Here is a 26,739-nt window from a genome sequence, read left to right on the forward strand (position 1 = left end):
GGCCATGGTCCAGCTCGCCTCAATGCGGCTGTGGCTCCGTGCTTATGAGTCTACGACCTAGGAAAATGCCACGCTCCTAAACGGACAGTCCGCTTTTGACCGGGGCTGGCACATTGCTACCGTTCCAGCCAACGGCCAGAAAGGGCCGGCTTCGCCATCACGCGACGTTCCGCCGCTCCGCCATCATAGCGGCCTGGCCCATGCCCCCGTTACATAGAGGTTTGGTCGCTTTGCCGAAGTGGCTTGGCGGGGCTCAGCGATCAGGCCTCGATACGATAATCGATCGGCTTGAAGGTGCCGCCATTGCTCGCATAGGCGGAGCACGCGGTCAGGCCGATGATCAAATCATCCTCTGCCCGAAACGAAATGCTGTCTCCTGGTCGGCTGGGCGGGGGTGACACGGAAATCCGGCCGTTCGCATCGACGGGAACATTCATGAAGCAGTTGAAGGCGACGGGAATATCGTCGCCGCAGATGCCGTGAGGTGCCAGCGCTTCAAGGAGATTGCCGAAACAGCCGCGGTGTTCGGGCTTGTCGGGATAGAAGTGACGAAAGGTGTGCGTGCTGCAAGGCGTCAGGAGAAAATCATGGCAACCCACGCTGTCCGCCTCGATCGTCATCAGGACACGGGACCGGTTGGACCATAACCGGTTTCCGCTCGTGAGCCGCAAAGTTTCCTCGTAGTCGAATGTCCGCCCGTTGCTGATGACTTCCCGCACATCGTGCGCCGAAAACGCCAGAAGGTCGGAAACCTGAGTACCAAGCGGATCAATGACCGTCAGCAATTGTCCGCGGGCGAGGGGAAAGGCTGTGCCGGTACGAGGCGGGATCCGGTTTGCCATCTGTGTCATGCGGACCTCGGATCATGAAAGGGGCATTGCCAATCCGGGCCGACCTGACGGCCACTATACTGCGCGGCCTCGCTTGCTTCCCCATGTCGGGCGAGCATTGGATTGACTGAACCTGCGATTTTCACGTCGCGCTCAAGGATTGTTTCCCGGATCTTTTCATAGCGCCCCTCCGCGCGCAATTGCTCGAACTGGTCGTGGAGATTGAAGACCATGACCGGCCGCGCGAAGCGGCGGGCAGGCCTGCTCGCTCCCGGATGAAGGCCGACTACGAAAAAGGCCTCGCCGCCGAAGCTCAGGGAAAAGTGCGGATCGAGCGGATCGCTGCTGACCCGTTCGTCATATGGTAGACCAAGCCATGCATCCTTGTCGGCGAGCGATTGTACCCGCTGCCAGAGCGCCTGTTCGAAGGCATCTTCGGCAAGCCGGTCATCGTCCGCGAAGATGAAAGCGAGACTTCGGAACAGCCCTGGATTATCGCGATATTGCGCTGACCAGTCGAGAAGCCGTTCGTAGATGACGAGATCGTCCCAGCTGCTCTTGATGGAATGGCAAACCTCGATCGACAGCGTTCCGCGCGATAGCGCGGATTTCGCGCCTACGCAGGGAAAGTCCTGCGCGAGAATGAACTTCTCGAAGCGCTCTCTCCAGAGCGCGTGAGGGGGGCTGAAAAAACGCATGTCCTCTCCAGGGTTGTCGTTTTCGGTCACCAAAAAAGTTGTGGCCGCTTGTTCAGTATCAGTTGAGACCGCTGCGCTCCTTCACGCCCGTCCGCTGCTCTTGCTCGAGTTGCTCGGCATGCCAGATGTTGCGCCCGGCGAAGACAAGAACAATGACAGCAAGAACGATCGCCGCCACCATCACTCCTGCACGGCCCAATTTTCGCGAACTTGGCTTGTTTCTATCGCCTGTCATCGCAAATCCCTTCCGGTCGGCAAATCGTCGTTCTTCGGCGCGGCAAATCTTTACCTGAGCGTATGGCGTAACGCCGCCATTGGCTGCGCCGGCCGTGAGCGTCGCGCTCACCCTCGTTCGACGTTGTAACGATAAGCGCGCCGGGGTCGTAGTCGTTCCCGGTCCCACCCAATGCGCGGGCGCTGCGATTGGACGCTTCCGCCGCCGGAGCAGGAACGCAGCTTCTCCGCGCCCGTTAGGTAAGGCATGAACGGCGATCTACAGGAGATAGTAATGGCCGACGAAGAGGAAGAGGTTCGCGGCGCAGCCAAGATCATGAAAGGCTATGCCAAAAGATTAGTCGGCGAGCTATCGGGCAGACCGGATCTGGTTGTCGAGGGCGAAGAAGAACAGACCAAGGCGCTCCGACGGATCCGTCAGGCGCGAAAAGCCGATGGGCAATCTCGATAAGGGCTAATCAATCCAATTGACTAATAACACTAGAGAATCGATCGGCCGCTCGTGACGCAAGCTAACTTCCTGACACTACATCTTTCCGCCTTCGTCAGGCTCTCCGCAGATGACAGGGAAATGCTCGCAAAGGCGCTGACGAAGCGGGTTCGGGTTCTTCCACCTCGGCACGACATCATCAGCGAGGGGGACCGCCCCCGGTTCGTCAATGTCATTCTCGACGGTTGGGCGCAGCGCTACAAGCAATTGGCGGACGGACGGCGGCAGATATTGTCATTCTTCGTTGCGGGAGACCTCTGCGACACCAACGTCTTCATTCTGAGGAAGATGGATCATTCGCTCTCGACCGTCACACAAGTGAAATTGGCAGAGATTTCTCAGTTCGAATTTCAGGAAATCATGGAAAATTCGCCGCGAATTTCCCAGGCGCTCTGGTGGAGCGAGCTGGTGACGGTGGCAACCCAGCGGGAATGGACCACCAATATCGGCCAGCGCACGGCCTATGAAAGAATTGCCCACCTTTTCTGCGAGATTTTCATGCGGTTGCGGACGATCGGACAGACCGATGCCAATGGATGCGAATTCCCCATGACCCAGGCCGAGATTGCGGAAGCCACCGGATTGACTCAGGTTCACGTCAATCGAACGATCCAGGATCTGCGCCGCAATCAACTTATCGAGCTGCGGGGGCGGCGTCTTCAGGTTCTGGATCTGGGTCGGCTGGAAAAGGCAGCCATGTTCAACCCGAACTACCTGCACCTAGGCCACGAAGGCTCCTTTATCGACGCAAATTACTGAGAAAGCTCTGGTTCCTGCATCAGGCGTGTTCGGTAGGAACCTTGATCTCGCCAATTTCCGTGCGGAACATTTGCAGTTCGTCGATGTAACCCGTCAGCCTTTCGGGTCCGAGTTGTTCAGCGAACATATGGGCACGGTCTGCCAGCTGCTGTATCATCGTATCTGCATGCACACCTGGCGTTTGAACTAGAACCTGCGCGACGATATCCCGCATACAGAATATCGCGCCTTCGAATTGGAGGAGAGCTTTTTCAATTTGAAATGAACGCGCTGCCATTGCCTGCGATTTAACCTTCATCGATCGGAGTGATCCGAGCGCGCGTCTAGCTGGCTTCAAGTCGGCCCATCATCACATAGATCAAGTTATGAGGAAAAAGTCGGACGATGGTCGCCAGCTGGAATTGCCTCTCCGATCCAACAGCTTGAGCGTCGATCTCAAGGGCAAATGCTTGGGCTTGAGGACGCATCAAGCAGGATGCGTCTGTTGATAGAAGCTTGGCGTTTGTTGAAGCAGCACAGCGCAAAAGAATGCCCCCGCCAAAGCGGGGGCATCTTGCAAATTATTCAGCGCCGGTACCCGGCTCGGACGTCTTGGGCGGCTTGCCGTCCTCGATCCGACCTTCGTTGCGCAGATCTCGGCCTTCCTGCGCCTTCTTCTGGCTTTCTGGAGACTTGCCGTGCTCGTTCATTTCTTCCTTCACGTAACCGGCAACTTCCTTGGCCTTGCCTTCAATACTCATCGCATTCTCCTCTCATGCTGCAAATTGTTTCTGCATCATGAAGCGCGCGAGACTGGCCGCAGGTTCCAAAGCGATTTCTCGCCGCTCGGCTGAAAAGGCCCATTTCGCTTCGGTGATTAACATTGATTATGACGATTTGTGGGGTCCTTGGGATCACCGCCGGGACTAAGCGGTTCTATGAGCGTCCGACCTGCCTTTTGGAGACAGTACGGAAATGTTCATGGACCGCCTTCTTGCGAATCGTCGCGGCGTCAATCTGACTGACGCTGAGCGCGCGCTGCTCGAAGGAATCATCAGCGAGGTGCGCACGATCGAAGCGCGTCAAACCCTCATCCATGCCGAAACGAAGGTCGATGTCAGCACGATGCTGATCGAAGGGATCATGTCGCGCTACATCGATGACCGTAGGGGGCTTCGCCAGTTGGTTGCCGTGCATGTGCCCGGTGAATTCGTCGATCTTCATGCGTTTCCCATGAAGCGGCTCGACCACAGCATCGGCACGCTCACGGCTGCGACCGTGGCCATAGTTCCCCATGCGGCATTGAAGGAAGTGATCGATCCGAGGCCCGAACTGGCCCGCAAGCTCTGGTTTTCGACGCTCATTGACGCAGCCATGCACCGGGCTTGGCTTTTTCGCGTAGGGCGTCTCGATGCGGTTGGCCGAGTGGCCCATTTCTTGTGCGAAATGAACGCAAGGCTTCAGGCTGTCGGCCTTTCCGACGGTCATCGTTTCGCCCTGTCCTTGACCCAGGCTGACATCGCTGAAATCTGCGGCCTTACAACCGTCCACACCAATCGCGTGCTGCGACAGTTGCGCGAAGCTGGGTTATGCCAGATGCGCGCATCGCTGGTAGAGATCATCGATCTCGCCCAGCTCATCAGGCGGGCGGACTTCGATCCGCGGTATCTCTATCTGGACCCGGTCGCGCCGACGTAATACAGGAGCTGGATCATGATGCCGTACCCGCCAATGCAGCCATATGACGAACCTGGTATTGCCAGTGTGGAGGACGGCCACGTCCTGCTGGACGGTCCTAACGGCATCGCCATTACCCTTACGCCCGAAGCCGCGATCGCGACTGGCGAAAGCCTGGTCAGGGCAGGGCGAGAAGCATCGGAACATAAAAGCGGCGGTTCGACGCCGCGAGATTGATAAATGTTATAAAGTCAGCGCCTGACCAGCCATTGTCCACTTTTGTTCGCTTGCCTACGATGATCGGCATTGGAGAACCGAAGGGATGATGCGAACAGCAGCCCGTACCGGTTTGCAGATACTGGAGGCGGGGTGTTTGGTGCCGATCCTGATGCCGGGGCATGGCTCAAGGCCGTCGTCGAGAGTTCGAGCGATGCTATCCTCAGCAAGACGCTCGACGGTGTCATAACGAGCTGGAATACCGGCGCTGAAAGGCTCTTCGGTTATACAGCGGACCAGGCTATCGGTCAGCCGATCACCATCATCATTCCCGAGGATCGGCTTGATGAGGAAGCCGCCATCATCGCCCGATTGCGGGCTGGTGAGCGCATCGAGCAGATGGCAACCATTCGGCGTCGTAGTGACGGCGAACTCATCCATATCGAAGTGACGATTTCTCCTGTCCGCGATGCGAAGGGCGAAATTATTGGCGCCTCAAAGATCGCACGCGGCATCGGCGAGCGGGTGCGCTATACGCAGGAGCAGGAACTCCTGGTGCGAGAAATGCAGCATCGCATCAAGAACCTTCTCTCGACGATCCAAGCCTTGGTGCGCATTGGTCCAAGGGATGGCTCGATCGACGCATTCGTGAGCGATCTGAGCAGCCGGATTGCCGCGTTGGATGCTGCGCAGAGGCTTGTTTTGCTGCCGATCGATGCCGTGGATGGGCAAGCAAAGCCCGATGCTTCTCTTTCGGAGCTGATCGACGCTGTGCTTGCACCCTATCGCGATGCCGAGCGGATCTGTCTTGCTTCCTGTCCGACTGCTGTGGGCCCCGGTAGCGCCACGTCATTGGCGTTGCTGTTTCACGAGTTGGCGACGAACGCGGTGAAATACGGCGGTCTGTCGAAGCCCGGCGGCACTCTCAATATCGACTTTGAATATGAGGATAGTCACATTATCATACGCTGGTGTGAGAAGGGCGGAAGCCCGGACGAAGCCCGAAGCGGGTTCGGCACCCAGCTCGTGCGCGCCGCTATTCGCGGACTGGAGGCTAGCATGGACGTTGTCTGGGAAGGCTGTGAGCGAGTCGTCACGCTCCGTATTCCAGCGAGGTCGATCTCACGGTGACGGGCTAGCCGTCCGCTTTTTGCGTTGTTGACGGTGCCTTCAAGACCGATCGGATCCAGGTCCGGCAAGGGCTTCGGAAATTTGCGATCTGGAGGCCGTGAATTCGCCGAGGGCTTGCTCGCTGCCTATGGCCAAAGGCATGGTCCAGTCTGCCAGTTCGCGCTCACCTTGCGCAAAGCTTTGGAAGTTTCGCCAGGCATCGGCACCACGTTCCATCGCTTTGCCGCCGCTTGCCAGCACGAGTGCGAGGCCGCCGGCGACATCCCAGATGTTGGGCCGCTCGAACCATGCCATCTCGAGAAGGCCGGCTGCGACGAAGGCACATTCGATCGCCGCCGAGCCGGTCTTGCGACCGTCCCAGCTCAGGCGCTGCCGGTCGGCGTAGGGCTCGCCGCCCAGTCGCCTGCGAACGAGAGGGCTGCGGGCAGGAGCGTGGGGCGCGCCGTTAAACCGCAGATCCCGCCCTGCGACGGCGTGGTAGATCCCTGCCTCGAGAGTATGGCTCGAACTGCACCACAATGCACCCACCACCGGGCTACCGCGAAACAGGAGGCCAACGGATGAGGCGAAGAGCGGAAAACCGTTGATGAAGTTGGCGGTCCCGTCGATGGGATCCACTGCCCAGAGGAAGTCATGGCCGCGGCCCGGACGGTGATCCATTTCCTCGCCGATGATGTCATGGTCGGGGAAACTTTCGGCAAGGCGCTCGCGGATCATGTACTCCACCCGCGCATCGACGTCGGACACCGGGTCGGTAAAGCGCAGAGGGTCGGAGGCTGCACCTTTGTAGCGAACCTCCTGCATCTTCCCGAGCGCGGCACGTATCTCCTGTCCGCCAAGCCGGGCAAGTTCGACTGCGATCGTCTCCAGTTCAGCAAGCAGTCCTTCGTCGAGTACGTCAGCCATCAAGCGTTCTCCTGCGGTAAATTCCGCGCGGGCACGAGGATGCGCACCGGCTGCGGCCGGAAGCGTGCGGTCACCACGCCGGAAAGCCGCTCGTCGGGCGACCGGTCGTCGAGCCTGAAGGACAGGTCGTTCACGGCCAGCCTGACCATTGAGGCCCGGCGGGCTTCGATCGGGCAGGGCGCATCGTCGGGCGCTTTGCACCACGCGAGCATCCTGGCGCGGTCTTTCGGCGTAACCAGTATCACGTCGAACAGGCCGTCTGCCGGGTCTCCATCCGCGGCAAGCCTGAGACGGGCGCCGACGTAGGGAATGCTCATAACTTCCACCATCAGGCAGTCCCCCTCCCAGCACCAATCCGCCGCTTCGATCCGGCAAGGGAAGGGGGCTGCCTTTTCCAGAGCAGTGCGAAACGCCTTGCGGCCGTTGGCACGTTTCTCGGACGGCGTGCCGGGCTCGCCGTCCACATTGTCGAACGAATCCGAGAGGAGGCCTGCGCCCACCGCCTCCACGAAACGCCGACGCCCCCAGGGACCATCGGCTTCGCAGCGGTCGAGCAGGGTCCAGCGATCGAGCGACCATCGTCTAGGCAAATCGCGCCAGTCTCCTTCTACATCGAGAGCATGGGCGATGTTGTTGGAACCTCCAAGCGGCAGTACGCCGATGGGGCGCTCGACTTGTTCGAGAGAGGAAGCCACGTGAGCCAATGTGCCGTCGCCCCCCGCGCATACGACCAGGTCAAACGGCGATGCGAGGGCGGCGGCCAGGTCGTCCTTCCCATGGGCGCAGTAAAGCGTGCGCATACCGGCAGCTTGCAACACGGCTTCGATGTCCGCGCGCGGCACGGGATCCGTTCCGGCATCGCTATTGTGAACGACGAGCGCCAAGGGCACGCCAGATGGTGAAGGGTCATGCATTACATGCCAAAGAGCATGAAGCGCCCGGGTTCCTGGCAGAAACGAATTGTCACGCGGTATTTGAAAACAACCGCGAATGCCTCCTTTTGCACAGACCGTGACATGGGTGTTTGGACCATAGCGGATTGCCTTGGCTGTTCAGCCTACTTCTATGCGCGTAAGGCCTGCCTTGCCGTAGGATCCTAACTTTTTCGAAGCGCGCCCGGTTTGTGTGCCGCGCGCTTGCCTTCCTCGGTCTCCACCAGGAACTCGGGATTGGCCTTGGACGCCGCGACCTTATGGCCCTTGATCTGGGAGGGCTCGGTCAGTTTCCCGACCACTTTTCCATGTCACCGCGTCGCCGCTCTTCAATGTCTTTGCCATGGCATCCTCTCTCCTTTTTTTGCGCGCACAGGCGACCGCTCAACCGTTGATAATACTGCCGCCATTGGGATGGAGAACCTGTCCAGACATGTAGCTGGAGTCGTCACAGGCCAAGAACAAGAAGGACGGCGCCACCTCGTTGGGCTGTCCCGGGCGGCCCATCGGCGTGCTTTCGCCAAAATGCTCCAGCTTTTCCGGGCTGGCACCTCCGCACGGGTTGAGCGGCGTCCAGATGGGGCCGGGCGCGACGGCATTCACGCGGATGCCATCCCCGATGAGGTTTTCCGACAGCGAGCGGGTGAAAGCGGTTATGGCGCCCTTGGTCGCGCTGTAATCAAGCAATTCCGCGCTGCCCTGATACATGGTCACGCTGGTGCAATTGACGATGGCCGCGCCCGCCTTCAGATGCGGCCGCGCGGCCTGGACAAGAAAGAACATGCTGAAGATGTTGCTCTGGAAAGTCCGCCGAAGCTGATCTTCGCTTATGTCGACGATGTCCTTGTCGGGGTGCTGCTCGCCCGCATTATTGACGATGACGTCGATCTTGCCGAACGCCTCCAGCGTCCGGGAAACAACGTCGTCGCAAAAGGTCTTCTCGCCAAGATCGCCTCGTATGGTGATCGCCTTGCGGCCTTCTGCTTCGACGATGCGCTTCGTCTCCGCCGCATCGTCATCTTCGAGCAGATAGACAATCGCGACGTTCGCGCCCTCACGAGCATAGAGCGCGGCAACTGCCCGCCCTATCCCGCTGTCCGCGCCGGTGATGATCGCTACTTTTCCGGCCAGGCGATCCGACCCTTTGTAGCGGGGCTGCCAGTCGGGCTTTGGCAAGAGCGTGCTCTCATGACCAGGCAGGGCATCCTCGTGTATCATTCGGGCGGTGTCGCTCATCAGCCATCTCCTTCATCTTCAGAACCCGCCGAATGCCCAGGAGTTCTTTCCGAAACGATCCGGCGGTCGCATCCCGCGGTCGCCAAGACGCAAAGGACATCACTCATGCCATGATCGTCGTTCTGTCCGGGACTTTCGGCGAGCAGGGCGTGCGCTTGAGCGAAGCCGTGTGGGTCGCGGCGCTTGACATCAAGCCAAGCATTAGCTGAGATGTGTGTGATGTCGCCGCATGGCCCGAACTCCGCTAAAGGATACGCGCCCATGACGTCCTTAAAGAGCGAGAGCAGCGTCGTCCTCGTTGCGGAGATCGACGGAATCATTTCATAGACGTGCATGCTCATCACTGCCCCAAACCTAGTAAGGCAAGGGCGTTCGCACGGCTTCCTGGAAGACTTAATGACACACGCCAATTATCAGGGACGGGGCTTGGGTAGAGCTGTCGTGTCGAACGCGATTAATCATGCGTGGGCGGTAATCATGCGTGGGCGGCTTATTGCCATCATGTCCTCATGCAGAGCCCTCGCCCTGATCCCAGGGCACATAGGTTCCATCAGCAGATCGGGTTCAAACCGGGTTTGCGCGTCGGGTACGTTGTTACGAGTCCGTCGGAGTAAAGGGCCACTTTGTTGGCGGTTCCGGAATGGCCAGTGCGAGTTAAATCTCATAAAACCGCAATTTGTCCTATTTTTTGTCGGGAGCCGCCATTCCGGCAATCCGAGGGGAACGGCTTAAGTTGGTCGGTAAGCGACGCACCTGAGCGGCAACTATCTCTATATCTGCGCTCCAAAGGCGACAGTCGCCTACCGTGAAGAGTTTCGGGCGCCGGCAGGCGTACGAAAGTCTCCGAGGCACGAACCCGCGGGCCCCGATTACCGATCTATGGGTGTTTTGCTTTTGGGCCCGTCGGAACGGGCGACGAGTTGCGGTACGAGCCTCATCAACCGGCCCGCAATGGGCCGATTTCGCCGGCGGATCGACGGGGGGATAACCGTTCGATCACATGATCCAATCGGCACGGGAGCTCGGTTCTGGCCGATAAGCGCAAGGCAAGCCGGCGGCCGAAGCGAGTTTGCTGCGACCCGTGAGCGAGTTGATCCATGCCGGGTCATGCGACGCACTCCCGGATTTGCGGGCTGGGGCTGGGCGGCGCGCGGGGCTGGCTCCAGCGTGGGAAGGTTTCGATAACGATCATGCGCCCCCCACAGCACGGGCATGGTGCACAGGTGTCGGGCTCGGCTTCGGGCTCTGGCTCCTCAGCCTCTGGCGTGACGGCAAGCAGGCGACGGGCGAGGGCAAGATTGTCGTGGCGCGCGGCGCTGGCGAGCAGGCCGTAATGGCGGATGCGGTGGAAGCCACGCGGCAGGACGTGGAGCAGGAAGCGGCGAATGAACTCGTTGGCGGTCAACGTCATGACCCGCTGGCGATCGGGCCCATTGCGGCGATAGTCCTTGTATCGGAAGGCCACGCCCGCCTCGTCGAAGCGGACCAGGCGCGGGTTCGAGATGGCCACGCGGTGCGTGTAGCGCGACAGGTAGGCGAGTACGGCCTGCGGGCCGGCAAAAGGTGGCTTGGCGTAAACGACCCAGCGCTTGCCTCGCGCGGGTCTGAGATGGCGCTGGAAGGCAGAGCGGTCCGAGAGATGGGCGATGGAGCCGAAGAAGGCGAGCTTGCCGGCATCATGCAGCACGTTCAGCCGGGTGAGGAACAGGCGCCGGAACAGTTTGCCCAGTACGCGCGCAGGCAGGAGGAAGGCGGGACGCGAGGAGATCCACTGCGTGCCGCGAGGGGCGATGCCGCCGCCCGGCACGATCATGTGCACGTGGGGATGATGCATCATTGCCGAACCCCAGGTGTGCAGCACCGCGGTGATGCCGATCCGGGCACCGAGATGCCGGGGATCGGCGGCGATGGTCAGCATCGTCTGCGCGGCCGCCTTGAACAAGAGGTCGTAGACCAGCGCCTTGTTCTGCCACGCGATGTCGGCGACCTCAGCGGGCAGCGTGAAGACGACGTGGAAGTAGCCAACCGGGAGCAGGTCTGCCTCGCGCTCCTCGAGCCAGGCGCGCGCCGCCGCCCCCTGGCACTTCGGGCAGTGCCGGTTGCGGCAGGGGTTGTAGGCGATCCGCCAATGACCGCAGTCCTGGCAGGCTTCGATGTGCCCGCCGAGGGCTGCGGTGCGACAGCTCTCGATCGCCGCCATGACCTTGAGTTGGGCCAGGCTCAGGTGCCCTGCATGGGCCGTTCTGTAGGCGGGCCCGGCGCTACGGAAGATATCGGCGACCTCGAGCGAGGTGCGCAAGGCGTTCAGCCGTCGGGCGCCACCGGCGCAGGAGCGACGATCCCGAGCTTGTCCAGCGGGCTGACCACGGCATGGACGGTGCGCGTCGCCACCTTGGTGTAGAAGGCGGTGTTCTCGAGCTTGGCATGACCGAGCAAGGTCTGGATGATCCGGATATCGATCCCGTCCTCCAGCAGATGCGCGGCAAAGCTGTGCCGCAGCGTATGTGGGCTCACATGCTTGGCGATCCCGGCGGACTGGGCGGCCTCGACGACAACGCGGTGAAGTTGCTTGGTGCTGATCGGCTTGAGGGGATGCTGGCCGGGGAACAGCCATCCGTCGCGGTGCAGCACGCCTTCGCGATGGCCCATCTTCCACCATTCGCGCAGCAGTGTGAGCAGGTCGTTGGAAAGCATGGCGTTACGGAATCGGCCGCCCTTGCCGCGTTCGACCCGCAGCAGCATGCGCTCGCTGTCAACGTCGCCCACCTTGAGCATCGACACCTCAGCGACGCGCAGGCCCGCGCCATAGGCAACCGCTAGGGCGGCATGGTGCTTGAGACAGGTCGTCGCCTGCAGCAGGCGCGCCACTTCCTCGCGGCTGAGCACGACCGGCAACTTGCGCACCTGCTTCTCGCGGTAGAGCCGGCGCGAGAGATCCGGCCGATCCAACGTCTGCGTGAAGAAGAAGCGCAGCGCGGAAACGATGCTGTTCATCGTCGGGGGCGCCATCCCTTCTTCGCGTTGTTCGACCTGGAAACGGCGCAGATCTTCCGCCGTGGCCTTGTCGGGAGGGCGCCCGAGCCAGGCGGAGAAACGCGCAACGTCGCGAATGTAGTTGCGCTTCGTCTCGATGGAGAAGCGGCGCAAGTCCATGTCTTCGATCAGGCGCTGGCGCAGCGGGCTCACGGGGGTGGTGGAAAGGGACTCGGTCATCGTATGGCTCCTTGACTGAAAGGAGCCAGCAAGGTCTGCCTAAGGCCAGCGACGCTCAACCCCAGCGCAACGTCCGATCCATGCAGGTACCGCGCCGATTACACCCTCCGCGAAGCGGTTCGTGCAACGGCCAATCTAAGGCATCGAGAATAAGGAAGCTGCCGGTCCGCCCCTGAGAGCGTAATATGGGCTCCTGAACGGCCACAAAGGGTGGGTCTTTTCTAACGCGCTGTATCTGTGGCAGTGTTGGCGAACGTTGAGATCCACCTATGTCAGTCATTTAATCAATGTATGCGGAACGGGCGATATGCACTTTGTTTTAGTACCGCGACAGGCCCTCTGGCGATCGCTGGAGGAAGGTTTTAAGACAACGCGACGATTGGTATCTAACCGATGAACTTGACTATGAGCATGGTAGCGGAGACCCGTTCGCTGCTGCTGTCAGGGCTACGAGGATGCCGATAGTCATCAACGATCCAGTGCAGAAGGACAATCCGATCGTTTTTTGCAACGTCGCTTTTCAAGAGCTCACCGGATACGCTCGCGAGGAGCTTGTTCCTGAGATGCCTTATGTGCCTAAGCCTCCTTTCGGGCCGCCAGGCTGAACAATCCAAATCCCGCAAAGGCTGCGAGCAGCGATGCGCTAAAGATGGCGAGACCCGCAACTTCGGACTGAACCTGATCTGAGAAAGCGAGTTCAGCGATGAAGAACGAGAGCGTGAAACCTATCCCGGCGACGCCGCTAATTCCCGCCATGGCCGTCCATGTCATGGCCTCCGGCAGCACAGCCAAACGCAGTCGAACTGCAAGCCATGTGAAGAATAGGAAGCCGACGGGCTTGCCGATCGCCAAGCCCACGATAATGCCCGCCGCCAATGGCGCCTGCCAGGCATCGGCAAGCAACTCTGGAGCAAATCGGACGCGTATGTTGGACAACGCAAAGAGGGGCAACACCACATACGACACCCACGGAGTCAGCACGCGGATTAAGCGCGATGCGGCTTCGTCAGTGGCTGCAGCCATTTCGTGGATATATCCGAGACCCCGCTGAGCTTGCCGGCAATGTGCGTCAGCCTCGCTAGCATCGTCCGCTTCACTGGCGGCCATCGCTGCTTCTTTCACCTTGTCGATTGGTCGCTGTACCCGCTCGACGAAACGACGTTCGGAGAGACGCGATGTGGTTGGCAGCAGCAGACCTACGGCCACACCGGCGATAGTTGGATGAACGCCGGAACCCAGGACGCCGATCCAGACAAGGATTCCAAGGACAACGTAGGGAGGTGAACTCACCCAGCGCAGCCGTTGAAGGCCGAGAATTCCTGCAAAGGCTCCAGCAGCGACACCAAGATACCAGGGATGGAATGTGGGCGTGTAGGCGAACGCGATAATAAGCAGGCCGAATACATCGTCGATTGCCGCGAAGCCGAGCAGGATACCGCGAACGGTTACCGGCAGTCGGGTGCCGAAAACGCCTACGATCGCGAGACTGAAGGCTGTGTCCATCGCGGCGACAATCCCCCAGCCGTGGCTTGTAGACTGACCGAAATTGATGGCGAGGAAGCACGCGATCGGAATAACCAGTCCGCCAATCGCTCCCGCTAGCGGCAGAACGGCTGACTTCAAGGAAGAGAGGGAACCCTTGACGAATTCGCGCTTAACCTCTGTGCCGATGATCAGGAAGAACAACGGCATCAATCCGTCATTGATCCATTTGGCCAACGACATGCCGATCTCGAGATCGGCATAACTCAACCGGAGAACACCGTCCCATATCGCTTCAAATGCCCCGCCCCAAGGAGAATTCACCGCAACCAGCGCGATCAAAGAGGCCACTAGCAAGGGCCCTCCAGAAATCTCACCCAATGCGAAGAACGGCGAGAATCTCTGAACCATGCCCGCAGCCGGCGAGTGCTGGGCTCGCGCCGCAACCCGGCCTGATACGCGTGGGTTTAGGCTCACGACTTTAGCTCTTCATAAGATAACAGTTTGTGATGTATCGTTACCGCTATGAAACGGTTACGGCGGCGCTTACGTTGCAGCCACTTAACCCAGAACATATGCGCCTCAGCCCACGATGCTGATTTCCCAAAGCGGAAGATTCGCTTGGGTACACGCCCATGTCTCGGCAGCTGGCTGAAAGGGGGGCTCATCAGCGAGCTCTTGGCCGCTCGCGGGGCGGGTTCATAAGTAAGCTTCACTGCCTGGCTGATGCCCGGGGGCGACCGCTCGCCTTCCATCTGACGGTTGGCGAAGCCGCGGATTGCAACGCCTACGGCACTCTGATTGCGCTTCCGGAACAGACGCCAAAGGCGCTGCTGGCAGACAAGGGCTATGATGCCGATGCCATCCGCGCAGACCTTGCGAGCCGTGACATAAAGGCCGTCATTTCAGGCCGATCAAACCGCAGGGTGAGAATCGAACATGACCAGGCGCTCTACAAGCAACGGAACCGGATCCAGCGCATGTTCGGCCGTTTGAAAATCAACCGAGCCATTGCAACGCGATATGATCAGCTTGCCGCCAGCTTCATGAGCATGGTCCATATCGCCGCCGCCCGATACTGGCTCAAATTCGTCCACGCCGCCTAAGTTGTTTATTCTTGTAGGTGCATGGCTCACGGCATGCGACCACTGAGTGCGGTCGGCCCCATTTGGCCACGGCAAAGCTTTCTTTCAGCGGATCTGGACGACTTTGACCCCGGCCTCTTGCGCGACCAGATTCCAATGGGTGTCACTGGTCCAGGCGGGCAGCCCATCGCGCTGGGCAAGGGCCAGGCAGTAGCGATCCCCGAGCGACAGGCCGGCGCTGGCGGTCACCGCGCGCAATCGGCCGGCAATCCTGGAGATCGCTTGGTCGGCCGGAACGATCTCGATCGGCAGGGGATCGAGCATCGCGTCGATCGCGGCCGCAGGCATGCCGAGATAGGCAAAATGGCTGACTACTTCGGCGTAGTTGACCGCCGACATGCGGGCCGAGGCAATCGACTTGGAAACCTTGGCCGCACCGTTTTCCTGTTTCAGCATGGCGATCAGGGCCGAGGCATCGAGGACGAACTCGGTCATTCGCCGCTGTCCTCACGGCGCTGCGCCAAGAAGCCCTCGACCCCGGCATCGGGTTGGCCGCCGGTGTATTGTTTGGCTAACGCCTGTGCGCGCGCCACAGCTTGAGCCGCCGTGCGCAGAACCACGCCGTCGTCCGTTTCTTCGAGGAAGACCGCGCCACCGCTTATGAGCCCAAGCCGCTTGCGCACGTCTGCCGGTAGGCTCATGCGCCCGTTTGCGGTGATATTGACCTGAAGTGTCATGGCAACCTCGTGGTGAATAGTGATCTCGTATAGGCACCGTTAGCACATTGCTTTGCGACATGCCATAGCGGCAAGCATATGGCACAAAATGTAGCATGTGACACAAGCTGGCCAACGCGGCAAAATCGCGGTTTTTACGATAAGTATTATTCTCGTAAAAAAGCATTTGGGTCGGGTGAATGGGGTGTTTTCGGATTTCCTTAATGTCCGGAAGATGGACTGGCGAAAATTCTCACACCGTAAATACCGGACGGATTATCTTCAGCACCGATAATTGAAACTCGACACAGCGAGCCGATCGTCCAATATCCACTACCTCAAGCCGTTTCGCGGCATGCACCAAAATGACCGTTCCTGCCGGTACGGACCATCCGCCAATCTTTTGAGGGGCCGGACGGCAGTGCGCCCCTTTCCGCCATTCAACAGCGATTTCCCAGCGCTCAGAAGCGAACATCCAAGTTCGTCCTCGATTGCGCCAGGATAAATCTTGACACCGCTCGATGCGTGCGAGCGGGAGGAACTCGAGCATTTCGGCGAGAAAACGCCGATGGGTCGCCCCGGTCAGCTCGATTCAAGCACATGTCAGGAAAGGAAAGGTGCTGCATCCCAACAGGACTACGGTCGTCAACGGTTAAGGTTCAGCTTGCGAGTTCGGCGATCGGCGTACGCATATCGAGTTCGAAGCCGTCAGTCTGATAGCGTAGTTCGACTTCGCTTGAACGGCCAAGGCCCATCGCAATTAGTCGCGATCCAAAACCCTTGGCTGTCGGCGCCTTCACCGGGGGGCCGTCAGATTCATGCCACTTTAGATCGAGATGGTCGCCATCGATCGTCCATGACAATCGAACGCATCCGTCAGCAACCGGCAAGGCACCATATTTGGCGGCATTGGTGGCAAGCTCATGCAGTATGAGAGACAGCGCCACCGCAGCGCGGGAGCTGATGGCGAGATCGGCGCCGTCGCGCATGATCTGGCCACCTGGATCATGCGGCTCAAGAGAATGACTAATGACCTCGCGCAGCGATGCCGACGCCCAGTCCTGCTGGAGCAGGATGTCATGCGCATGCCCCAGAGCCGCGAGGCGGTGGCTGAAACTCTTGATCGCCGATGGTTCGGCAGCCCCGCGCAGCGTTTGGGAGGCAATGGCCTGCACCAAAGCCAGCGTATTCTTGAGGCGGTGGCCCAGTTCCTCGTTTACCAGGCTAAGGGTCGCCTGTGCTTTAACCGTATCGGTGGTCTCGATAACGGTATCCATCATGCCCATGATGGTGCCATCGGCAAGGCGCAGAGGGCTGTAGCAAAAGGTGAACCAAGTCTGCTCGTCCTTGCCGGTTCAATCGATGATCAGCGGGAAGTCCTCGATGTAGGTAGCTTCCCCGGCATAGGCGCGTGCAGCGATCGGCCCGATTTCGCCCCAGATTTCAGACCAGATATCCGCGAATGACCGGCCGAGCGCGACATGTTTGTCGCCAAGGATGGGCACAAAGGCGTCATTATAGATCGTGGTGAAGCTCGGGCCCCAGACTATCGCCTTGGGAAAGCGCGAGTCGAGGATCTGGCGGACGACGGCTTCAAGTTCGGATGGCCAGTTATCACGTGCGCCCAGCGGGGTGGTGCTCCAGTCGAAGGCGTCCACGCGCTCGCGCATGGACGGCGCAAGACAAGGCAGTGCGGTTATCTCAGGAACAAGGGCTATATTTGTGGTCTGTCGCAACGTCGTTTCCCCAGTCGCGCAAGCGGGAGCACGAAGCTCTCTGCCGGACAAATGCTCGCTGGGTCATCGTTATCCGATAATCAGGGTGGTAGCACACATGGCGGCACCCGTCTAAGTTTATCGGGACCAGGCCGAATGCACAGACGGGCAGAGCAAATTTCGCCCAACTCTTGCGCCAAAGAGGGCGGTTGAGCGAGTTTGAAGGTCGCCCTGACGATCAGACCATAAACTGGGGATCGTGGGCCTCTCTATCGCGTTCGCCCTGAACACCCACCACATGTAAGGAGAGATGTCATGGCTCAGACCGATATCGCTACGGACGAAACCAATCGCCTCATCGCCTCGAACAAGGTCGAGGGCACCACCGTCTACAACGCCCAGCGCGAAAAGCTCGGCTCCATCTACAATTTCATGGTCGAAAAGCGCACGGGCAAGGTGGAATATGCCGTGCTTCAGTTCGGCGGCCTGTTCGGGCTGGGGAGCGATTATTACCCGCTACCCTGGGACGTACTGACCTATGATACCGATCAGGGCGGCTATGTCGTCAATCTCGACAAGAGCGTTCTGGAAAAGGCCCCCCGTTACGCAAACGACAGCGAGCCAGCCTACGACCGTGCCTATGGGCGAGAGGTATATGGCTATTACGGGCTAAACTACCCCTTCTGATCAGACTGAAGTGGCCGGCCCCAAAGGGGCCGGCTATTCTTTGCGCTTATGACGATTTGTCGCTAAGCGCCTCGCCGCCTTCCTCTTCCTCCAGCAGAACGGCTGCTGAGCCGACGGCCGACAGGCGGACCTGATTGCCTTCGATGGCAGCCACCAGTCCTCCGGAGAAATAGTGATGGTGATCGGCGTGCGAACCGCTGTCCGCTTTCGTCATCTTGATCCGATCACCCTCGACCTTGTCGACAGTGCCGATATGGACGCCATCTGCGCCGATGATTTCCATATGCTCCTTGATTTGGCTCAGGTCTGTCATCTCAGTTCCTTCCATCGCGTGAAAAATCAGTATTCGTATGCTGGGCCGAGCTCGACTTGGCGGCTCCGGGTATCGGGTCGCTATGTCCAGCGCGCCTTGGACGAAGCGATCTAGCCGTTCACAATGATTCCGCCATTTGGATGGAGTACCTGCCCGGACATGTAGCTGGAATCCTCGCAGGCGAGGAACAGGAAGGCGGGCGCGACTTCGTTGGGCTGGCCCGGCCGACCCATGGGCGTGCTCTCGCCAAAATGCTCCAGCTTCTCAGCCTTCGCGCCGCCACATGGATTGAGCGGGGTCCAGATCGGTCCGGGCGCGACCGCATTCACGCGAACGCCATCGCCGACCAGATTTTCCGACAATGACCGCGTAAAGGCCGTGATCGCACCCTTGGTCGAGCTATAGTCGAGCAGATCCTTGCTGCCCTGGTACATGGTGACGCTCGTGCAATTGACGATCGCCGCGCCCGGCTTGAGGTGTGGGCGCGCGGCCTGCGTCAGGAAGAACATACCGAAGATATTCGTCTGGAAGGTTCGACGCAGCTGTTCCTCGGTTATGTCTGTGATGTCGTCATCGGGGTGCTGCTCGCCGGCATTGTTCACGAGAATGTCGATCCTGCCGAATGCATCGAGCGTCTTGCGCACGATCTCATCGCTGAAATCCTTCTCGCCGATATCGCCGCGGATGGTGATCGCCTTGCGGCCTTCCGCCTCGACGATCCGCTTCGTTTCGGCGGCATCGTCATCTTCGAGCAGATAGACGATGGCGATGTCAGCGCCTTCACGGGCATAAAGCGCTGCTACAGCGCGTCCGATGCCGCTGTCGGCGCCCGTGATGATCGCAACCTTGCCCTTTAGACGCTCCGAACCCTTGTAACGGGGCTGCCACTCGGGCTTTGGCTCAAGTTTGCTCTCATGCCCGGGAAGCGCATCTTCGTGAATCATCTGGGCGGTTTCGGTCATGGCGGCATCTCCTTTGAAGACAGAACCCTTTTCCCGCCGATGAGTTCTCCTGTCTGTGAACGGGTGATCGCACGCCTGCGGCAGCCGACACCAAAGGAGATGATCGATGCCACTCAAGGCCCTGGCTCTCAACTGTACGCTCAAGAGTGACGCGAACGAGGCAAGCTCAACCGATGCGATGATCGCGGTGCTGAAGCACGCATTTTCCGACCGTCAGGTCACGATTACCGAGACAGTGCGGGTGGCAACGCTCGATATCAAAGCCGGAGTGACATCCGACGAAGGGGACGGCGATGCCTGGCCTGCGCTGCGCGAGAAAATACTCGCGCACGACATCCTCATCTTCGGCGGCCCGATCTGGATGGGGCAGATCTCCAGCGTCGCCAAGCGCGTCCTCGAGCGCATGGACGCCTTTCTCTCGGAAACCGACGAGAAGGGGCGCATGCCGAGCTATGGCAAGGTTGCGGTGGCGGCGATCGTCGGCAACGAGGACGGCGCGCATTTCTCATCCGCCCAGCTTTTCCAGGCGCTGAACGATGTAGGCTGGACCATTCCGGCGGTCGCGGCATGCTACTGGGTCGGAGAGGCTATGGGGTCTACGGATTTCAAGGATTTGGCAACGACGCCGGACAAGGTGACGGAAACTGCAAAGATGGTGGCGGGCAATGCCGCGCATCCCGCCGGGCTGCTGAAGTCCCAACCCTATCCCGGCTGAGCGGCCAAATCGGTGACGAGATAAGGAGTAGGAGGGCGGCAAGGATGAAGGACACGGGCCTGGTTGCCGCCACGGAGTTCCTTCGTCATCCCTCGATGGTCGGCTCGGCCTTTCCGGCGACAGCGAGGATGGTACGGCACGTCCTGGCACCGCTCACCTGGGCCGATATTCGGGTCGCCGTCGAGTACGGTCCTGGCAGCGGACGCTTCACTTTCGAGATGCTGAGGCACATGCGCCATGACGCGCGACTCCTCGCGATCGAAACCAGCGGCGCATTCGTCGAAAAGCTGCGTGCCGCCTGCGACGATCCTCGCTTGATCGTCATTGAGGGAACCGCCGGCGCCGTTGGGCGCCATCTTGCCGCACATCACTTGGGCCGCGCGGATTGCATACTGAGCGGTTTGCCCTTCTCGACACTCGATCACAGTGACGCGCAAGGCATCATGGATGAAACCGTAGCGGCGCTGGCGCCCGACGGCATCTTTGCAGCCTACCAGATGCGCATAGCGATCCGGCCGCTGATCGACCGGCGTTTCGCATCGGTCCGTTATGGCTATGAATGGTGGAATATACCGCCATGCCACCTTTACTGGGCAACCCAGCCCCGCCGCGACGTCAGTGATTTGCGTGGTACAGATCTGGAAGCAGCCGGATCGGGGAGAAAGCCTGGCGATTGCATGTGACGGCTAGCGCGGGCGAAAACATCCGTTCGTTGAGATCGGCCGTCAGAGTGGCGGGTCGTGGGTCTCATAGTCGCGAGCGAATCTTGCCAGCAACGCGCGTAGCCCGGCATCCTCAACAAGAGCGACCGCATCCGCTGCGCTCAGCCATCTGCGGTTGCGAAGCGCCATCTCCGGCCAGGAGTGCAGAAGCGTGTTGACGAAGAGCGGATAGGCAGCGACCACGATCTCCCGCTTCGATCCCGCCCCGTCTAATTTGGTCTGGTGATAGAAGCCCGCTTGTTGGCTGCTGATGACCCCAAGGACACCCGCCTCCTCGAACGCCTCGCGCGCCGCCGAGGCATGGGGCAGCTTGCCCCGCACATTCCCCTTGGGAATGACCCAGCGACGCTTTCTGCGCGACGTGACGAGCAGAAGCTCGAGGTCGCATGTGGCGGTCCGGCGAAACGGAATGGCGGCGGAGAGCCTGCTGGGCATCAGCCGGGCACGGCAGGAGCGAATGCGCGGCAGGGCGCTGCGGGGGCCGTCATCAGCGCTTCACTGGCGGCGAGGCCTGCGCATAGGTGCCGACCAGCTCACCGCGCGCAACGACCTTGCCGGCCATGGCGGCGAGCAGCTGCTCGCGCGTCGCGCCGATCTGCAGGTCGAGCGGAGCGCTGAGCGCAAAGATCTGGAAATGATAATGATGGGGCGGATCTCCGATCGGTGGGCGCGGGCCGTAATAGCCGGTCGAACCGCGCGTGGTCCGCCCTTGGCGCATCCCCTTCGGATCGGCGAGTTGCAGATCCTTGGGCAGGCCTTCGGGCAGGCCGCCAAGATTTGCGGGCACGTTCCAGGCAACCCAATGAACGAAAGGATTGCCTGCCTGCGCATCGGGATCCTCCATCAGAATTGCCAGATGAGTGGCGCCGGCGGGAAGACCTGACCAAGTCAGCGCGGGCGACTGATCCTCGCCATAGGCACTCTGCCTGAGCGCGATCGAACGATTGGCCATAATGCTCGAACTGGTCACTGCGAGCGTGGCGGTGGTCCTGGTCCTGGTCTCATCGCGGGCAATCGCGAGCGCCGTCCCCTTCGGCCGCATCTCCATCTCGGGCGTGCGGCGCGGGGGCGGCGCCAGCATGGTTCCGGCGTGATCGCTGCCGGCGTAGCTCACCCGGTAGATCACCCCATTGATGTCGTCGGTAAACAGCAGTGCGCCGTCCCTGGCGACGGCAAGGCCGACCGGCCGACCCGACTGGCTCGGCCCGTTGCTGCCGGTCTGGAAGAAACCGCGCACGAACGGCTCGAACTTGGTCGGATTGCCGCTCATGTCGAACCGTACCCGGGCGACCTCGTAGCCCGAGGGCAGCGCGCGGTTCCACGAGCCGCGGAAGGTCACGAACGCGTCGCCCTGAAAGGCCCGGGGGAACATGGCACCGCGATAGAAGGCGAGCTGCATCGGCGCGGCGTGCGCTGTGTAGCCGAGCACCGGCCCAGTGGCAGCCTGATTGAGATCGGCCATGGTAAGATCGTTGGGCGGATCATCCTGCGGATTCTCGCCGCCCATGCCGTAAATATACGGCCATCCATATGACTTGCCCATCTCGATACGGTTGAGTTCCTCGGGCTGCTGTTCGTCGCCGAGCCAGTCGATGCCGTGGTCCATGCCGTAGAGCGCGCCGCTGCGCGGCTGCCAGTCGAACCCGATCGTATGCCGGAGGCCCGAGGCATAGATGGTGCGGCTCTTGCCGTCCGAACTCATGCGCAAGACGCTGGCGCTTTCGGGACTTGTCTCGGTGCAGGCATTGCAGGTCGAGCCGACGCCGAGATAAAGCATTCCGTCCGGCCCCATCGCGATCGAGCGCGCGCTGTGCTGGCCGGCATCCGGCAAGTCGCCCGCCAGCAGTTCGAGCGGGCCGAAACTGCCATCGCCAAGGATCGGCGCCTTCAGCACGTCCTTCTGCGCAACCAGATAGACGGTTCGTCCGCTGATCGCGATTCCATGCATTCCGGGCCGGCGCGCCACGGTTCGCTGCATCTCAGCGCGGCCGTCGCCATCGGTGTCGCGCAGCATGACGACGTCGCCTTCAGCGCGGCGGGTGAGGTAGACGGTGCCGTCATCGGCTACCGCCAGCAGCCGGGCATTGCCCAGCCCTTGTGCGAACATCCCGACGTTGAACCCCTGCGGCACCTCGAGCCGCGCCAGACTCGCGGCATCGGGCTTCACGGCGCGGGGCTCGAGGATCACGCCGGGCACGCGGACATTAGCGGCCTTGGGTTCAGGGAGGGCCTGGCCCTCGGGCTCGACCATGCGCCCACCCACGGTGCCCGCCTGCTGCGCCATCGCCGACGACGAGAGGAAGCCTAGGAGAAGGGCAAGTTGCCGCATGTTTCGGTCCCTGTTCAGGTGTTCAAGCTACCGCCAATTGCGTAACGGGCGGGCACCGGCGTAGTTTCTGAGCACGAGTGTTTTTTCGGCTTGTCGAGGCTTTGCGGCGACCCGCCACAGACTCGGGGACTAATTGTCCAGCGAGACGTTGTGGAACTGCGGGGGGAATCGGCGAGGAGACGGATCATGCCCCGCGGCGACAAGTCGAGCTATACCGACAAACAGAAGCGTAAGGCCGAACATATCGAGGAAGGCTATGAGGATCGCGGGGTCGGCAAGGAAGAAGCCGAGCGCCGCGCCTGGGCTACGGTCAACAAGGAATCCGGCGGCGGCAAGAAGTCGGGTTCGGGCCGCGGCAAGGCGGAGAATCACGAAAGCTCGAGTAAAGGTGGCCGCAAGGGCGGCTCCAGCCAGAGCGCGGAGAAGCGGTCGGCGGCCGCCAAGAAAGGCTGGGAAACGCGGCGCAAGAAGGGGAACGGCTGATGTCTATCCACAAGATGATCGCGCTTCACCCCGATGTCGGCGGTGAGCTGAACGAATTGCTCGCCACTGCCGCACGCCATGCAATGTTCTGTGCGGAGATGTGCACAAGTTGCGCCGATGCCTGCGTCGCCGAAGATATGGACATGCGCCAGTGCATCCGCTCGTGCCTCGACTGTGCGGATGTCTGCACTGCGGCCGGACGGCTCGCAGTCAGGCGTACGGCCCAGAATATCGAGGTCCTACGGCTTATGCTCGAGACCTGTGCCAAGGTCTGCGACGTCTGCTCCGAGGAATGCGCTCGGCACGATCATGGCCATTGCCAGCTCTGTGCGGAGATGTGCCGCGAATGCGCCGCCGATTGCCGGGCTGCGCTGCCGACGGTCAAATGACGGCGGCGGCCGTGGCTGAATTCAGGGCGCAGCGCGACCATATGGTCGACACGCATCTCGCCGGGCGCGGGATCCGCAACCCGCTTGTGTTGGCTGCCATGCGCACGGTTCCGCGCGAGCGGTTCGTGCGCGAAGGCCTCGAGGAGTTCGCATACGAGGATTCCGCACTGCCGATCGAGGCGGAGCAAACCATCTCGCAACCCTATATTGTTGCCGCCATGATCGAGGCCGCAGAGCTCCAGCCAGGCGATCATGTGCTAGAGGTTGGTGCCGGCTCGGGCTACGCAGCGGCAGTGATCGGTTGCATCGCCCGTCAGGTGATCGCAATCGAGCGTCACCCGAGCCTCGCCAAGCTCGCGGCGGCGCGGATGGCCACGCTCGGCTATGACAATGTCGACGTGCGTGTCGGCGACGGCACGCGCGGCGCACCTGACGACGCGCCGTATGACGCCATCGTGGTCGCGGCGGGCGGGCCCCAGGTGCCGCAGGCGCTGAAGGATCAGCTCAAGGTCGGCGGCGTGCTCGTCGTGCCGGTCGGCGATCCTGGCGAACAGAAGCTCTGCAAGGTGACGCGGGTGACCACTGACCGTTTCGACGAGGAGAACCTCGGCGCGGTCATGTTCGTGCCGCTGATCGGGGCTGAGGGCTGGCGCGAAGATGGCAGCCGGGCGGCGAGCAGCCATGTACCCGGCGCTTCGCGCAGCCGGAGCCTGCCCGAGATGATCGCGAAAGCCGCCGAACCATTGCCGGATTTCGACGATCCGGCCTTCGGGCGGGTGTTCGACCGCTTCGCCGACCGGCGTGTGGTGATGCTCGGCGAAGCGAGCCACGGCACCAGCGAGTTTTACCGCGCGCGCGCTGCGATCACGCGCCATCTGGTCGATCAGCACGGCTTCACCATTGTCGCGGTCGAGGCCGACTGGCCAGACGCGGCTATAGTGGATCGATACGTCCGTCACCGTGCCGATCGAACCGACACCGAACCGCCGTTCCAGCGCTTCCCGACCTGGATGTGGCGCAATACCGACATTCAGGCGATGATCGAATGGCTTCGTGCGCAAAACGGGGAGCGGCCCATGGGCGAGCGGGCCGGCTTCTACGGCCTCGACATCTACAACATGTCGGGATCGATCGGCGCAGTGCTCGACTATCTCGACGACGTCGATCCGGAGGCTGCCAGCGTCGCCCGCGAGCGCTACGGCTGCCTCTCACCGTGGCAACGCGATCCGGTGACCTACGGCCGAGCCGCTCTTTCTCGCGGCTACGCAGCCTGCGAGCAAGCGGTGATCGATCAGTGCCGTGATCTCCTGAGCCGGCGGCTCGACTATGATGCGGACGATGGCGATGATTTTCTGGACGCAGCGCAGAATGCACGGCTGATCGCCGCGGCCGAGCGCTATTACCGCATCATGTATTACGGCGGCGCGGAAAGCTGGAACCTGCGCGATACGCACATGTTCGAGACACTCGCGCACTTGCTTGAGGGCAAGAGCGACACAGCCAAGGCGATTGTCTGGGCTCACAACAGTCACATCGGCGATGCTCGTCACACTGACATGGGTATGACCCGCGGTGAACTGAATATCGGGCAGCTGGCGCGCGAGCGCTGGGGCGACGCCGTCGCGTTGGTCGGTTTCGGCACGCACACGGGCACCGTTGCGGCCGCGACCGATTGGGACGGCGATATGGAGGTCAAAAGGGTCAATCCCTCGCGCTCCGACAGCTACGAGCGCCAATTCCACGACAGCGGCGCCGCGCGCTTCATGCTAGACCTCGGCGAGACAGCGCATCCAGCCTTGCGACGGCGGCTGTGCGAGCCGCTACTCGAACGTTCCATCGGGGTGATCTATCGGCCAGAGACCGAGCTCTGGAGCCATTACAGCCAGGCCATCCTGCCCGCACAGTTTGACGCTTTTGTCTGGTTCGACGAGACCCATGCGGTGACGCCGCTCGGTCCTGAGCACCATCGCGGCATGCCCGAAACCTATCCGTTCGGCGTTTGAGGAGAGAAAAAGAGATGTCGCAGGAAAGCTTCAAGCCCTCGCTCAGGATGCCTTCTGCAGCCCGGCGAGGGCTGCGGCTTCGCGAGAGGTTCGATCGCGGCGGCACGCAGGTCGGGGTCGAACGCGCTCACCAGCTCGCCGATCGCCGTGAACTGTCGGTGGCCGATGTGAAATCGATGCATAGCTTCTTCGCGCGCCACGCGGTCGACAAAGACACAAAGACGCACAAGTGGAATTCGGACAGCGATCCGTCGGCGGGGTTCATCACTTGGCTTCTCTGGGGCGGCGATGCCGGCAAGGCCTGGGCCGACCGCAAGGTCAAGGCCTTGGAAAGCTGAGCGCCGATCACGAGGTGTGATCTTCGTGAGGCTCTATGATTTCCCGGCCGCCTGTAACGTTGCTGACTAGATCGCGCTCATCAAAGAAAATTGAGGTAGAAAAAGTCGATCTAGAAAAAAGGAAGACCAAGCGGCAGTGCCGACTACCACGACATCAACTCTAAGGGCTGAAGTAGCGGCGAGCCGCTAGTGTTTAACCGCATAGGCGATCGGCCGGTTTGCGGGAACCAAATGGCGAATTTCGAGTAGAAAGCTGACGCTCACCTCGACGACACTGAATGTGTTGAACTGGTCGGCAGCCGGCGCTGCGTGAGCGGCAGCTATCCTCGAAACCCGATTCTAAACCCGACCGTCGTCTGTGGATGGCTCCCGCGTTGCAAGTACAAATTGATGTATTGGCAGTCGGTCGGTTGCAGTCGTCTGTCCGGCCTGTTTATGCAGTCGGTAGGGACTGCTGGCCCTGATGGGGTCCGCAAACTAGGTCCCAATCGGCTTCTCA

Annotated in this window: 36 protein-coding genes; 14 read left to right on the forward strand and 22 right to left on the reverse strand. The window is 60.9% G+C overall.

Annotation, left to right across the window (positions count from 1 at the left end; genetic code table 11):
- Positions 1-260 precede the first annotated feature (260 nt).
- From NTCA1_RS21185 to NTCA1_RS21195, 3 genes are read right to left on the reverse strand one after another with little or no spacing between them, the layout of a single operon-like run.
- The gene (locus NTCA1_RS21185) at positions 261-851 is read right to left on the reverse strand and encodes a DUF1989 domain-containing protein (RefSeq protein ID WP_236549499.1); all 591 of its coding nucleotides are present in this window, start codon (positions 849-851) and stop codon (positions 261-263) included.
- Entirely contained in the window at positions 848-1,528 is a 681-nt protein-coding gene (gene gntA / locus NTCA1_RS21190) for a guanitoxin biosynthesis heme-dependent pre-guanitoxin N-hydroxylase GntA (protein ID WP_159831747.1), read from the reverse strand. Before gntA ends, NTCA1_RS21185 begins: the two co-directional genes overlap by 4 nt.
- A 58-nt stretch (positions 1,529-1,586) precedes the next feature.
- Positions 1,587-1,874, reverse strand: coding sequence for a hypothetical protein (locus tag NTCA1_RS21195; protein ID WP_143840541.1), 288 nt, complete (start codon positions 1,872-1,874; stop codon positions 1,587-1,589).
- 162 nt (positions 1,875-2,036) lie between these two features.
- Between NTCA1_RS21195 and NTCA1_RS21200 the strand changes: the two genes are divergently transcribed.
- Together NTCA1_RS21200 and NTCA1_RS21205 are read left to right on the forward strand one after the other, a co-directional pair.
- Positions 2,037-2,213: a hypothetical protein gene (locus tag NTCA1_RS21200; RefSeq protein ID WP_159831748.1), complete on the forward strand. Its 177-nt coding sequence runs from the start codon at positions 2,037-2,039 to the stop codon at positions 2,211-2,213.
- Between the two features lie 51 nt (positions 2,214-2,264).
- Entirely contained in the window at positions 2,265-3,011 is a 747-nt protein-coding gene (locus NTCA1_RS21205; RefSeq protein ID WP_201282558.1) for a Crp/Fnr family transcriptional regulator, read from the forward strand.
- 19 nt (positions 3,012-3,030) lie between these two features.
- On the opposite strand, the gene NTCA1_RS21210 is transcribed toward NTCA1_RS21205, so the two are convergent.
- A complete protein-coding gene (locus NTCA1_RS21210) occupies positions 3,031-3,309 on the reverse strand; it encodes a hypothetical protein (RefSeq protein ID WP_159831749.1) in 279 nt (92 codons plus the stop codon).
- 262 nt (positions 3,310-3,571) lie between these two features.
- Positions 3,572-3,751 carry a hypothetical protein gene (locus NTCA1_RS21215; RefSeq protein ID WP_086494355.1) on the reverse strand — a complete coding sequence of 60 codons (180 nt, stop codon included), beginning with the start codon at positions 3,749-3,751 and terminating at the stop codon, positions 3,572-3,574.
- A gap of 214 nt (positions 3,752-3,965) precedes the next feature.
- Here NTCA1_RS21215 and NTCA1_RS21220 point away from each other — a divergent pair, with 214 nt between their 5' ends.
- From NTCA1_RS21220 to NTCA1_RS21230, 3 genes are all read left to right on the forward strand, one after another.
- Positions 3,966-4,688, forward strand: a complete 723-nt coding sequence (locus tag NTCA1_RS21220; RefSeq protein WP_086494369.1) for a Crp/Fnr family transcriptional regulator — start codon at positions 3,966-3,968, stop codon at positions 4,686-4,688.
- A gap of 15 nt (positions 4,689-4,703) precedes the next feature.
- Positions 4,704-4,904 carry a hypothetical protein gene (locus NTCA1_RS21225; protein WP_306439312.1) on the forward strand — a complete coding sequence of 67 codons (201 nt, stop codon included), beginning with the start codon at positions 4,704-4,706 and terminating at the stop codon, positions 4,902-4,904.
- 132 nt (positions 4,905-5,036) lie between these two features.
- A complete protein-coding gene (locus NTCA1_RS21230; RefSeq protein ID WP_159831750.1) occupies positions 5,037-6,014 on the forward strand; it encodes a sensor histidine kinase in 978 nt (325 codons plus the stop codon).
- Between the two features lie 39 nt (positions 6,015-6,053).
- Here the strand turns inward: NTCA1_RS21230 and NTCA1_RS21235 are convergent, their stop codons facing one another.
- The 5 genes from NTCA1_RS21235 to NTCA1_RS21255 all read right to left on the reverse strand — a co-directional run bounded on the left by NTCA1_RS21235 (position 6,054) and on the right by NTCA1_RS21255 (position 9,429).
- The gene (locus NTCA1_RS21235) at positions 6,054-6,920 is read right to left on the reverse strand and encodes an inositol monophosphatase family protein (protein WP_159831751.1); all 867 of its coding nucleotides are present in this window, start codon (positions 6,918-6,920) and stop codon (positions 6,054-6,056) included.
- Entirely contained in the window at positions 6,920-7,834 is a 915-nt protein-coding gene (locus NTCA1_RS21240) for a diacylglycerol kinase family protein (protein ID WP_159831752.1), read from the reverse strand. The genes NTCA1_RS21235 and NTCA1_RS21240 overlap by 1 nt, the downstream gene beginning before the upstream one ends.
- A gap of 182 nt (positions 7,835-8,016) precedes the next feature.
- Positions 8,017-8,154 carry a DUF2945 domain-containing protein gene (locus NTCA1_RS21245; RefSeq protein ID WP_159831753.1) on the reverse strand — a complete coding sequence of 46 codons (138 nt, stop codon included), beginning with the start codon at positions 8,152-8,154 and terminating at the stop codon, positions 8,017-8,019.
- Between the two features lie 82 nt (positions 8,155-8,236).
- Complete coding sequence (locus tag NTCA1_RS21250; protein WP_159831754.1) at positions 8,237-9,088, reverse strand: SDR family oxidoreductase; 852 nt, start codon at positions 9,086-9,088, stop codon at positions 8,237-8,239.
- On the reverse strand, positions 9,088-9,429 hold the full coding sequence (locus tag NTCA1_RS21255; RefSeq protein WP_159831755.1) for a hypothetical protein: 342 nt from the start codon (positions 9,427-9,429) through the stop codon (positions 9,088-9,090). Before NTCA1_RS21255 ends, NTCA1_RS21250 begins: the two co-directional genes overlap by 1 nt.
- Between NTCA1_RS21255 and NTCA1_RS29165 the strand changes: the two genes are divergently transcribed.
- Positions 9,422-9,820 carry a GNAT family N-acetyltransferase gene (locus tag NTCA1_RS29165; protein ID WP_374705211.1) on the forward strand — a complete coding sequence of 133 codons (399 nt, stop codon included), beginning with the start codon at positions 9,422-9,424 and terminating at the stop codon, positions 9,818-9,820. The genes NTCA1_RS21255 and NTCA1_RS29165 overlap by 8 nt on opposite strands.
- A 373-nt stretch (positions 9,821-10,193) precedes the next feature.
- Here NTCA1_RS29165 and NTCA1_RS21260 read toward each other — a convergent pair whose 3' ends face one another.
- The 3 genes from NTCA1_RS21260 to nhaA all read right to left on the reverse strand — a co-directional run bounded on the left by NTCA1_RS21260 (position 10,194) and on the right by nhaA (position 14,194).
- The gene (locus NTCA1_RS21260) at positions 10,194-11,387 is read right to left on the reverse strand and encodes an IS91 family transposase (RefSeq protein WP_159831756.1); all 1,194 of its coding nucleotides are present in this window, start codon (positions 11,385-11,387) and stop codon (positions 10,194-10,196) included.
- Positions 11,388-11,392: 5 nt separating this feature from the next.
- Positions 11,393-12,301 (reverse strand): site-specific integrase, encoded by a 909-nt coding sequence (locus NTCA1_RS21265; RefSeq protein ID WP_159831757.1) that lies wholly within the window; start codon positions 12,299-12,301, stop codon positions 11,393-11,395.
- A gap of 576 nt (positions 12,302-12,877) precedes the next feature.
- Positions 12,878-14,194: a Na+/H+ antiporter NhaA gene (gene nhaA / locus NTCA1_RS21270; RefSeq protein ID WP_236549501.1), complete on the reverse strand. Its 1,317-nt coding sequence runs from the start codon at positions 14,192-14,194 to the stop codon at positions 12,878-12,880.
- A 224-nt stretch (positions 14,195-14,418) separates the two neighbouring features.
- Between nhaA and NTCA1_RS21275 the strand changes: the two genes are divergently transcribed.
- Positions 14,419-14,889: an IS5 family transposase gene (locus tag NTCA1_RS21275; protein WP_086494113.1), complete on the forward strand. Its 471-nt coding sequence runs from the start codon at positions 14,419-14,421 to the stop codon at positions 14,887-14,889.
- Positions 14,890-14,973: 84 nt separating this feature from the next.
- Here NTCA1_RS21275 and NTCA1_RS21280 read toward each other — a convergent pair whose 3' ends face one another.
- The 5 genes from NTCA1_RS21280 to NTCA1_RS21300 form a co-directional block, all read right to left on the reverse strand.
- Positions 14,974-15,363 (reverse strand): type II toxin-antitoxin system VapC family toxin, encoded by a 390-nt coding sequence (locus tag NTCA1_RS21280; protein ID WP_133085307.1) that lies wholly within the window; start codon positions 15,361-15,363, stop codon positions 14,974-14,976.
- Complete coding sequence (locus NTCA1_RS21285; RefSeq protein WP_086494111.1) at positions 15,360-15,605, reverse strand: AbrB/MazE/SpoVT family DNA-binding domain-containing protein; 246 nt, start codon at positions 15,603-15,605, stop codon at positions 15,360-15,362. The genes NTCA1_RS21280 and NTCA1_RS21285 overlap by 4 nt, the downstream gene beginning before the upstream one ends.
- A gap of 232 nt (positions 15,606-15,837) precedes the next feature.
- Positions 15,838-16,059, reverse strand: coding sequence for a hypothetical protein (locus NTCA1_RS21290; RefSeq protein ID WP_133085308.1), 222 nt, complete (start codon positions 16,057-16,059; stop codon positions 15,838-15,840).
- Positions 16,060-16,243: 184 nt separating this feature from the next.
- Positions 16,244-16,870: a sensor histidine kinase gene (locus NTCA1_RS21295; RefSeq protein ID WP_159831759.1), complete on the reverse strand. Its 627-nt coding sequence runs from the start codon at positions 16,868-16,870 to the stop codon at positions 16,244-16,246.
- A gap of 69 nt (positions 16,871-16,939) precedes the next feature.
- On the reverse strand, positions 16,940-17,242 hold the full coding sequence (locus tag NTCA1_RS21300; RefSeq protein ID WP_159831760.1) for a hypothetical protein: 303 nt from the start codon (positions 17,240-17,242) through the stop codon (positions 16,940-16,942).
- Positions 17,243-17,614: 372 nt separating this feature from the next.
- Between NTCA1_RS21300 and NTCA1_RS21305 the strand changes: the two genes are divergently transcribed.
- Positions 17,615-17,986, forward strand: a complete 372-nt coding sequence (locus NTCA1_RS21305; RefSeq protein ID WP_086494108.1) for a PRC-barrel domain-containing protein — start codon at positions 17,615-17,617, stop codon at positions 17,984-17,986.
- Between the two features lie 46 nt (positions 17,987-18,032).
- On the opposite strand, the gene NTCA1_RS21310 is transcribed toward NTCA1_RS21305, so the two are convergent.
- Positions 18,033-18,299, reverse strand: a complete 267-nt coding sequence (locus NTCA1_RS21310; RefSeq protein WP_086494116.1) for a DUF2171 domain-containing protein — start codon at positions 18,297-18,299, stop codon at positions 18,033-18,035.
- Between the two features lie 110 nt (positions 18,300-18,409).
- On the reverse strand, positions 18,410-19,261 hold the full coding sequence (locus tag NTCA1_RS21315) for an SDR family oxidoreductase (RefSeq protein ID WP_086494107.1): 852 nt from the start codon (positions 19,259-19,261) through the stop codon (positions 18,410-18,412).
- A gap of 106 nt (positions 19,262-19,367) precedes the next feature.
- Here NTCA1_RS21315 and NTCA1_RS21320 point away from each other — a divergent pair, with 106 nt between their 5' ends.
- Entirely contained in the window at positions 19,368-19,976 is a 609-nt protein-coding gene (locus NTCA1_RS21320; RefSeq protein ID WP_159831761.1) for a flavodoxin family protein, read from the forward strand.
- A 44-nt stretch (positions 19,977-20,020) separates the two neighbouring features.
- Positions 20,021-20,659, forward strand: a complete 639-nt coding sequence (locus NTCA1_RS21325; protein ID WP_159831762.1) for a class I SAM-dependent methyltransferase — start codon at positions 20,021-20,023, stop codon at positions 20,657-20,659.
- Between the two features lie 42 nt (positions 20,660-20,701).
- On the opposite strand, the gene NTCA1_RS21330 is transcribed toward NTCA1_RS21325, so the two are convergent.
- Positions 20,702-21,133 (reverse strand): NUDIX hydrolase, encoded by a 432-nt coding sequence (locus NTCA1_RS21330; protein ID WP_133085311.1) that lies wholly within the window; start codon positions 21,131-21,133, stop codon positions 20,702-20,704.
- Positions 21,134-21,185: 52 nt separating this feature from the next.
- On the reverse strand, positions 21,186-23,027 hold the full coding sequence (locus tag NTCA1_RS21335; RefSeq protein ID WP_133085312.1) for a YbhB/YbcL family Raf kinase inhibitor-like protein: 1,842 nt from the start codon (positions 23,025-23,027) through the stop codon (positions 21,186-21,188).
- A gap of 186 nt (positions 23,028-23,213) precedes the next feature.
- Between NTCA1_RS21335 and NTCA1_RS21340 the strand changes: the two genes are divergently transcribed.
- From NTCA1_RS21340 to NTCA1_RS21355, 4 genes are read left to right on the forward strand one after another with little or no spacing between them, the layout of a single operon-like run.
- Positions 23,214-23,510: a plasmid stabilization protein gene (locus NTCA1_RS21340; RefSeq protein ID WP_086494104.1), complete on the forward strand. Its 297-nt coding sequence runs from the start codon at positions 23,214-23,216 to the stop codon at positions 23,508-23,510.
- Positions 23,510-23,899: a four-helix bundle copper-binding protein gene (locus tag NTCA1_RS21345; RefSeq protein ID WP_086494103.1), complete on the forward strand. Its 390-nt coding sequence runs from the start codon at positions 23,510-23,512 to the stop codon at positions 23,897-23,899. The genes NTCA1_RS21340 and NTCA1_RS21345 overlap by 1 nt, the downstream gene beginning before the upstream one ends.
- Entirely contained in the window at positions 23,857-25,902 is a 2,046-nt protein-coding gene (locus NTCA1_RS21350; protein WP_159831763.1) for a protein-L-isoaspartate(D-aspartate) O-methyltransferase, read from the forward strand. The genes NTCA1_RS21345 and NTCA1_RS21350 overlap by 43 nt, the downstream gene beginning before the upstream one ends.
- 14 nt (positions 25,903-25,916) lie before the next feature.
- Positions 25,917-26,240: a hypothetical protein gene (locus NTCA1_RS21355; protein ID WP_159831764.1), complete on the forward strand. Its 324-nt coding sequence runs from the start codon at positions 25,917-25,919 to the stop codon at positions 26,238-26,240.
- Positions 26,241-26,739 lie beyond the last annotated feature (499 nt).

Origin of the sequence: Novosphingobium sp. TCA1, from assembly GCF_009811895.1 — a bacterium.
Lineage (GTDB): Bacteria > Pseudomonadota > Alphaproteobacteria > Sphingomonadales > Sphingomonadaceae > Novosphingobium > Novosphingobium panipatense_A.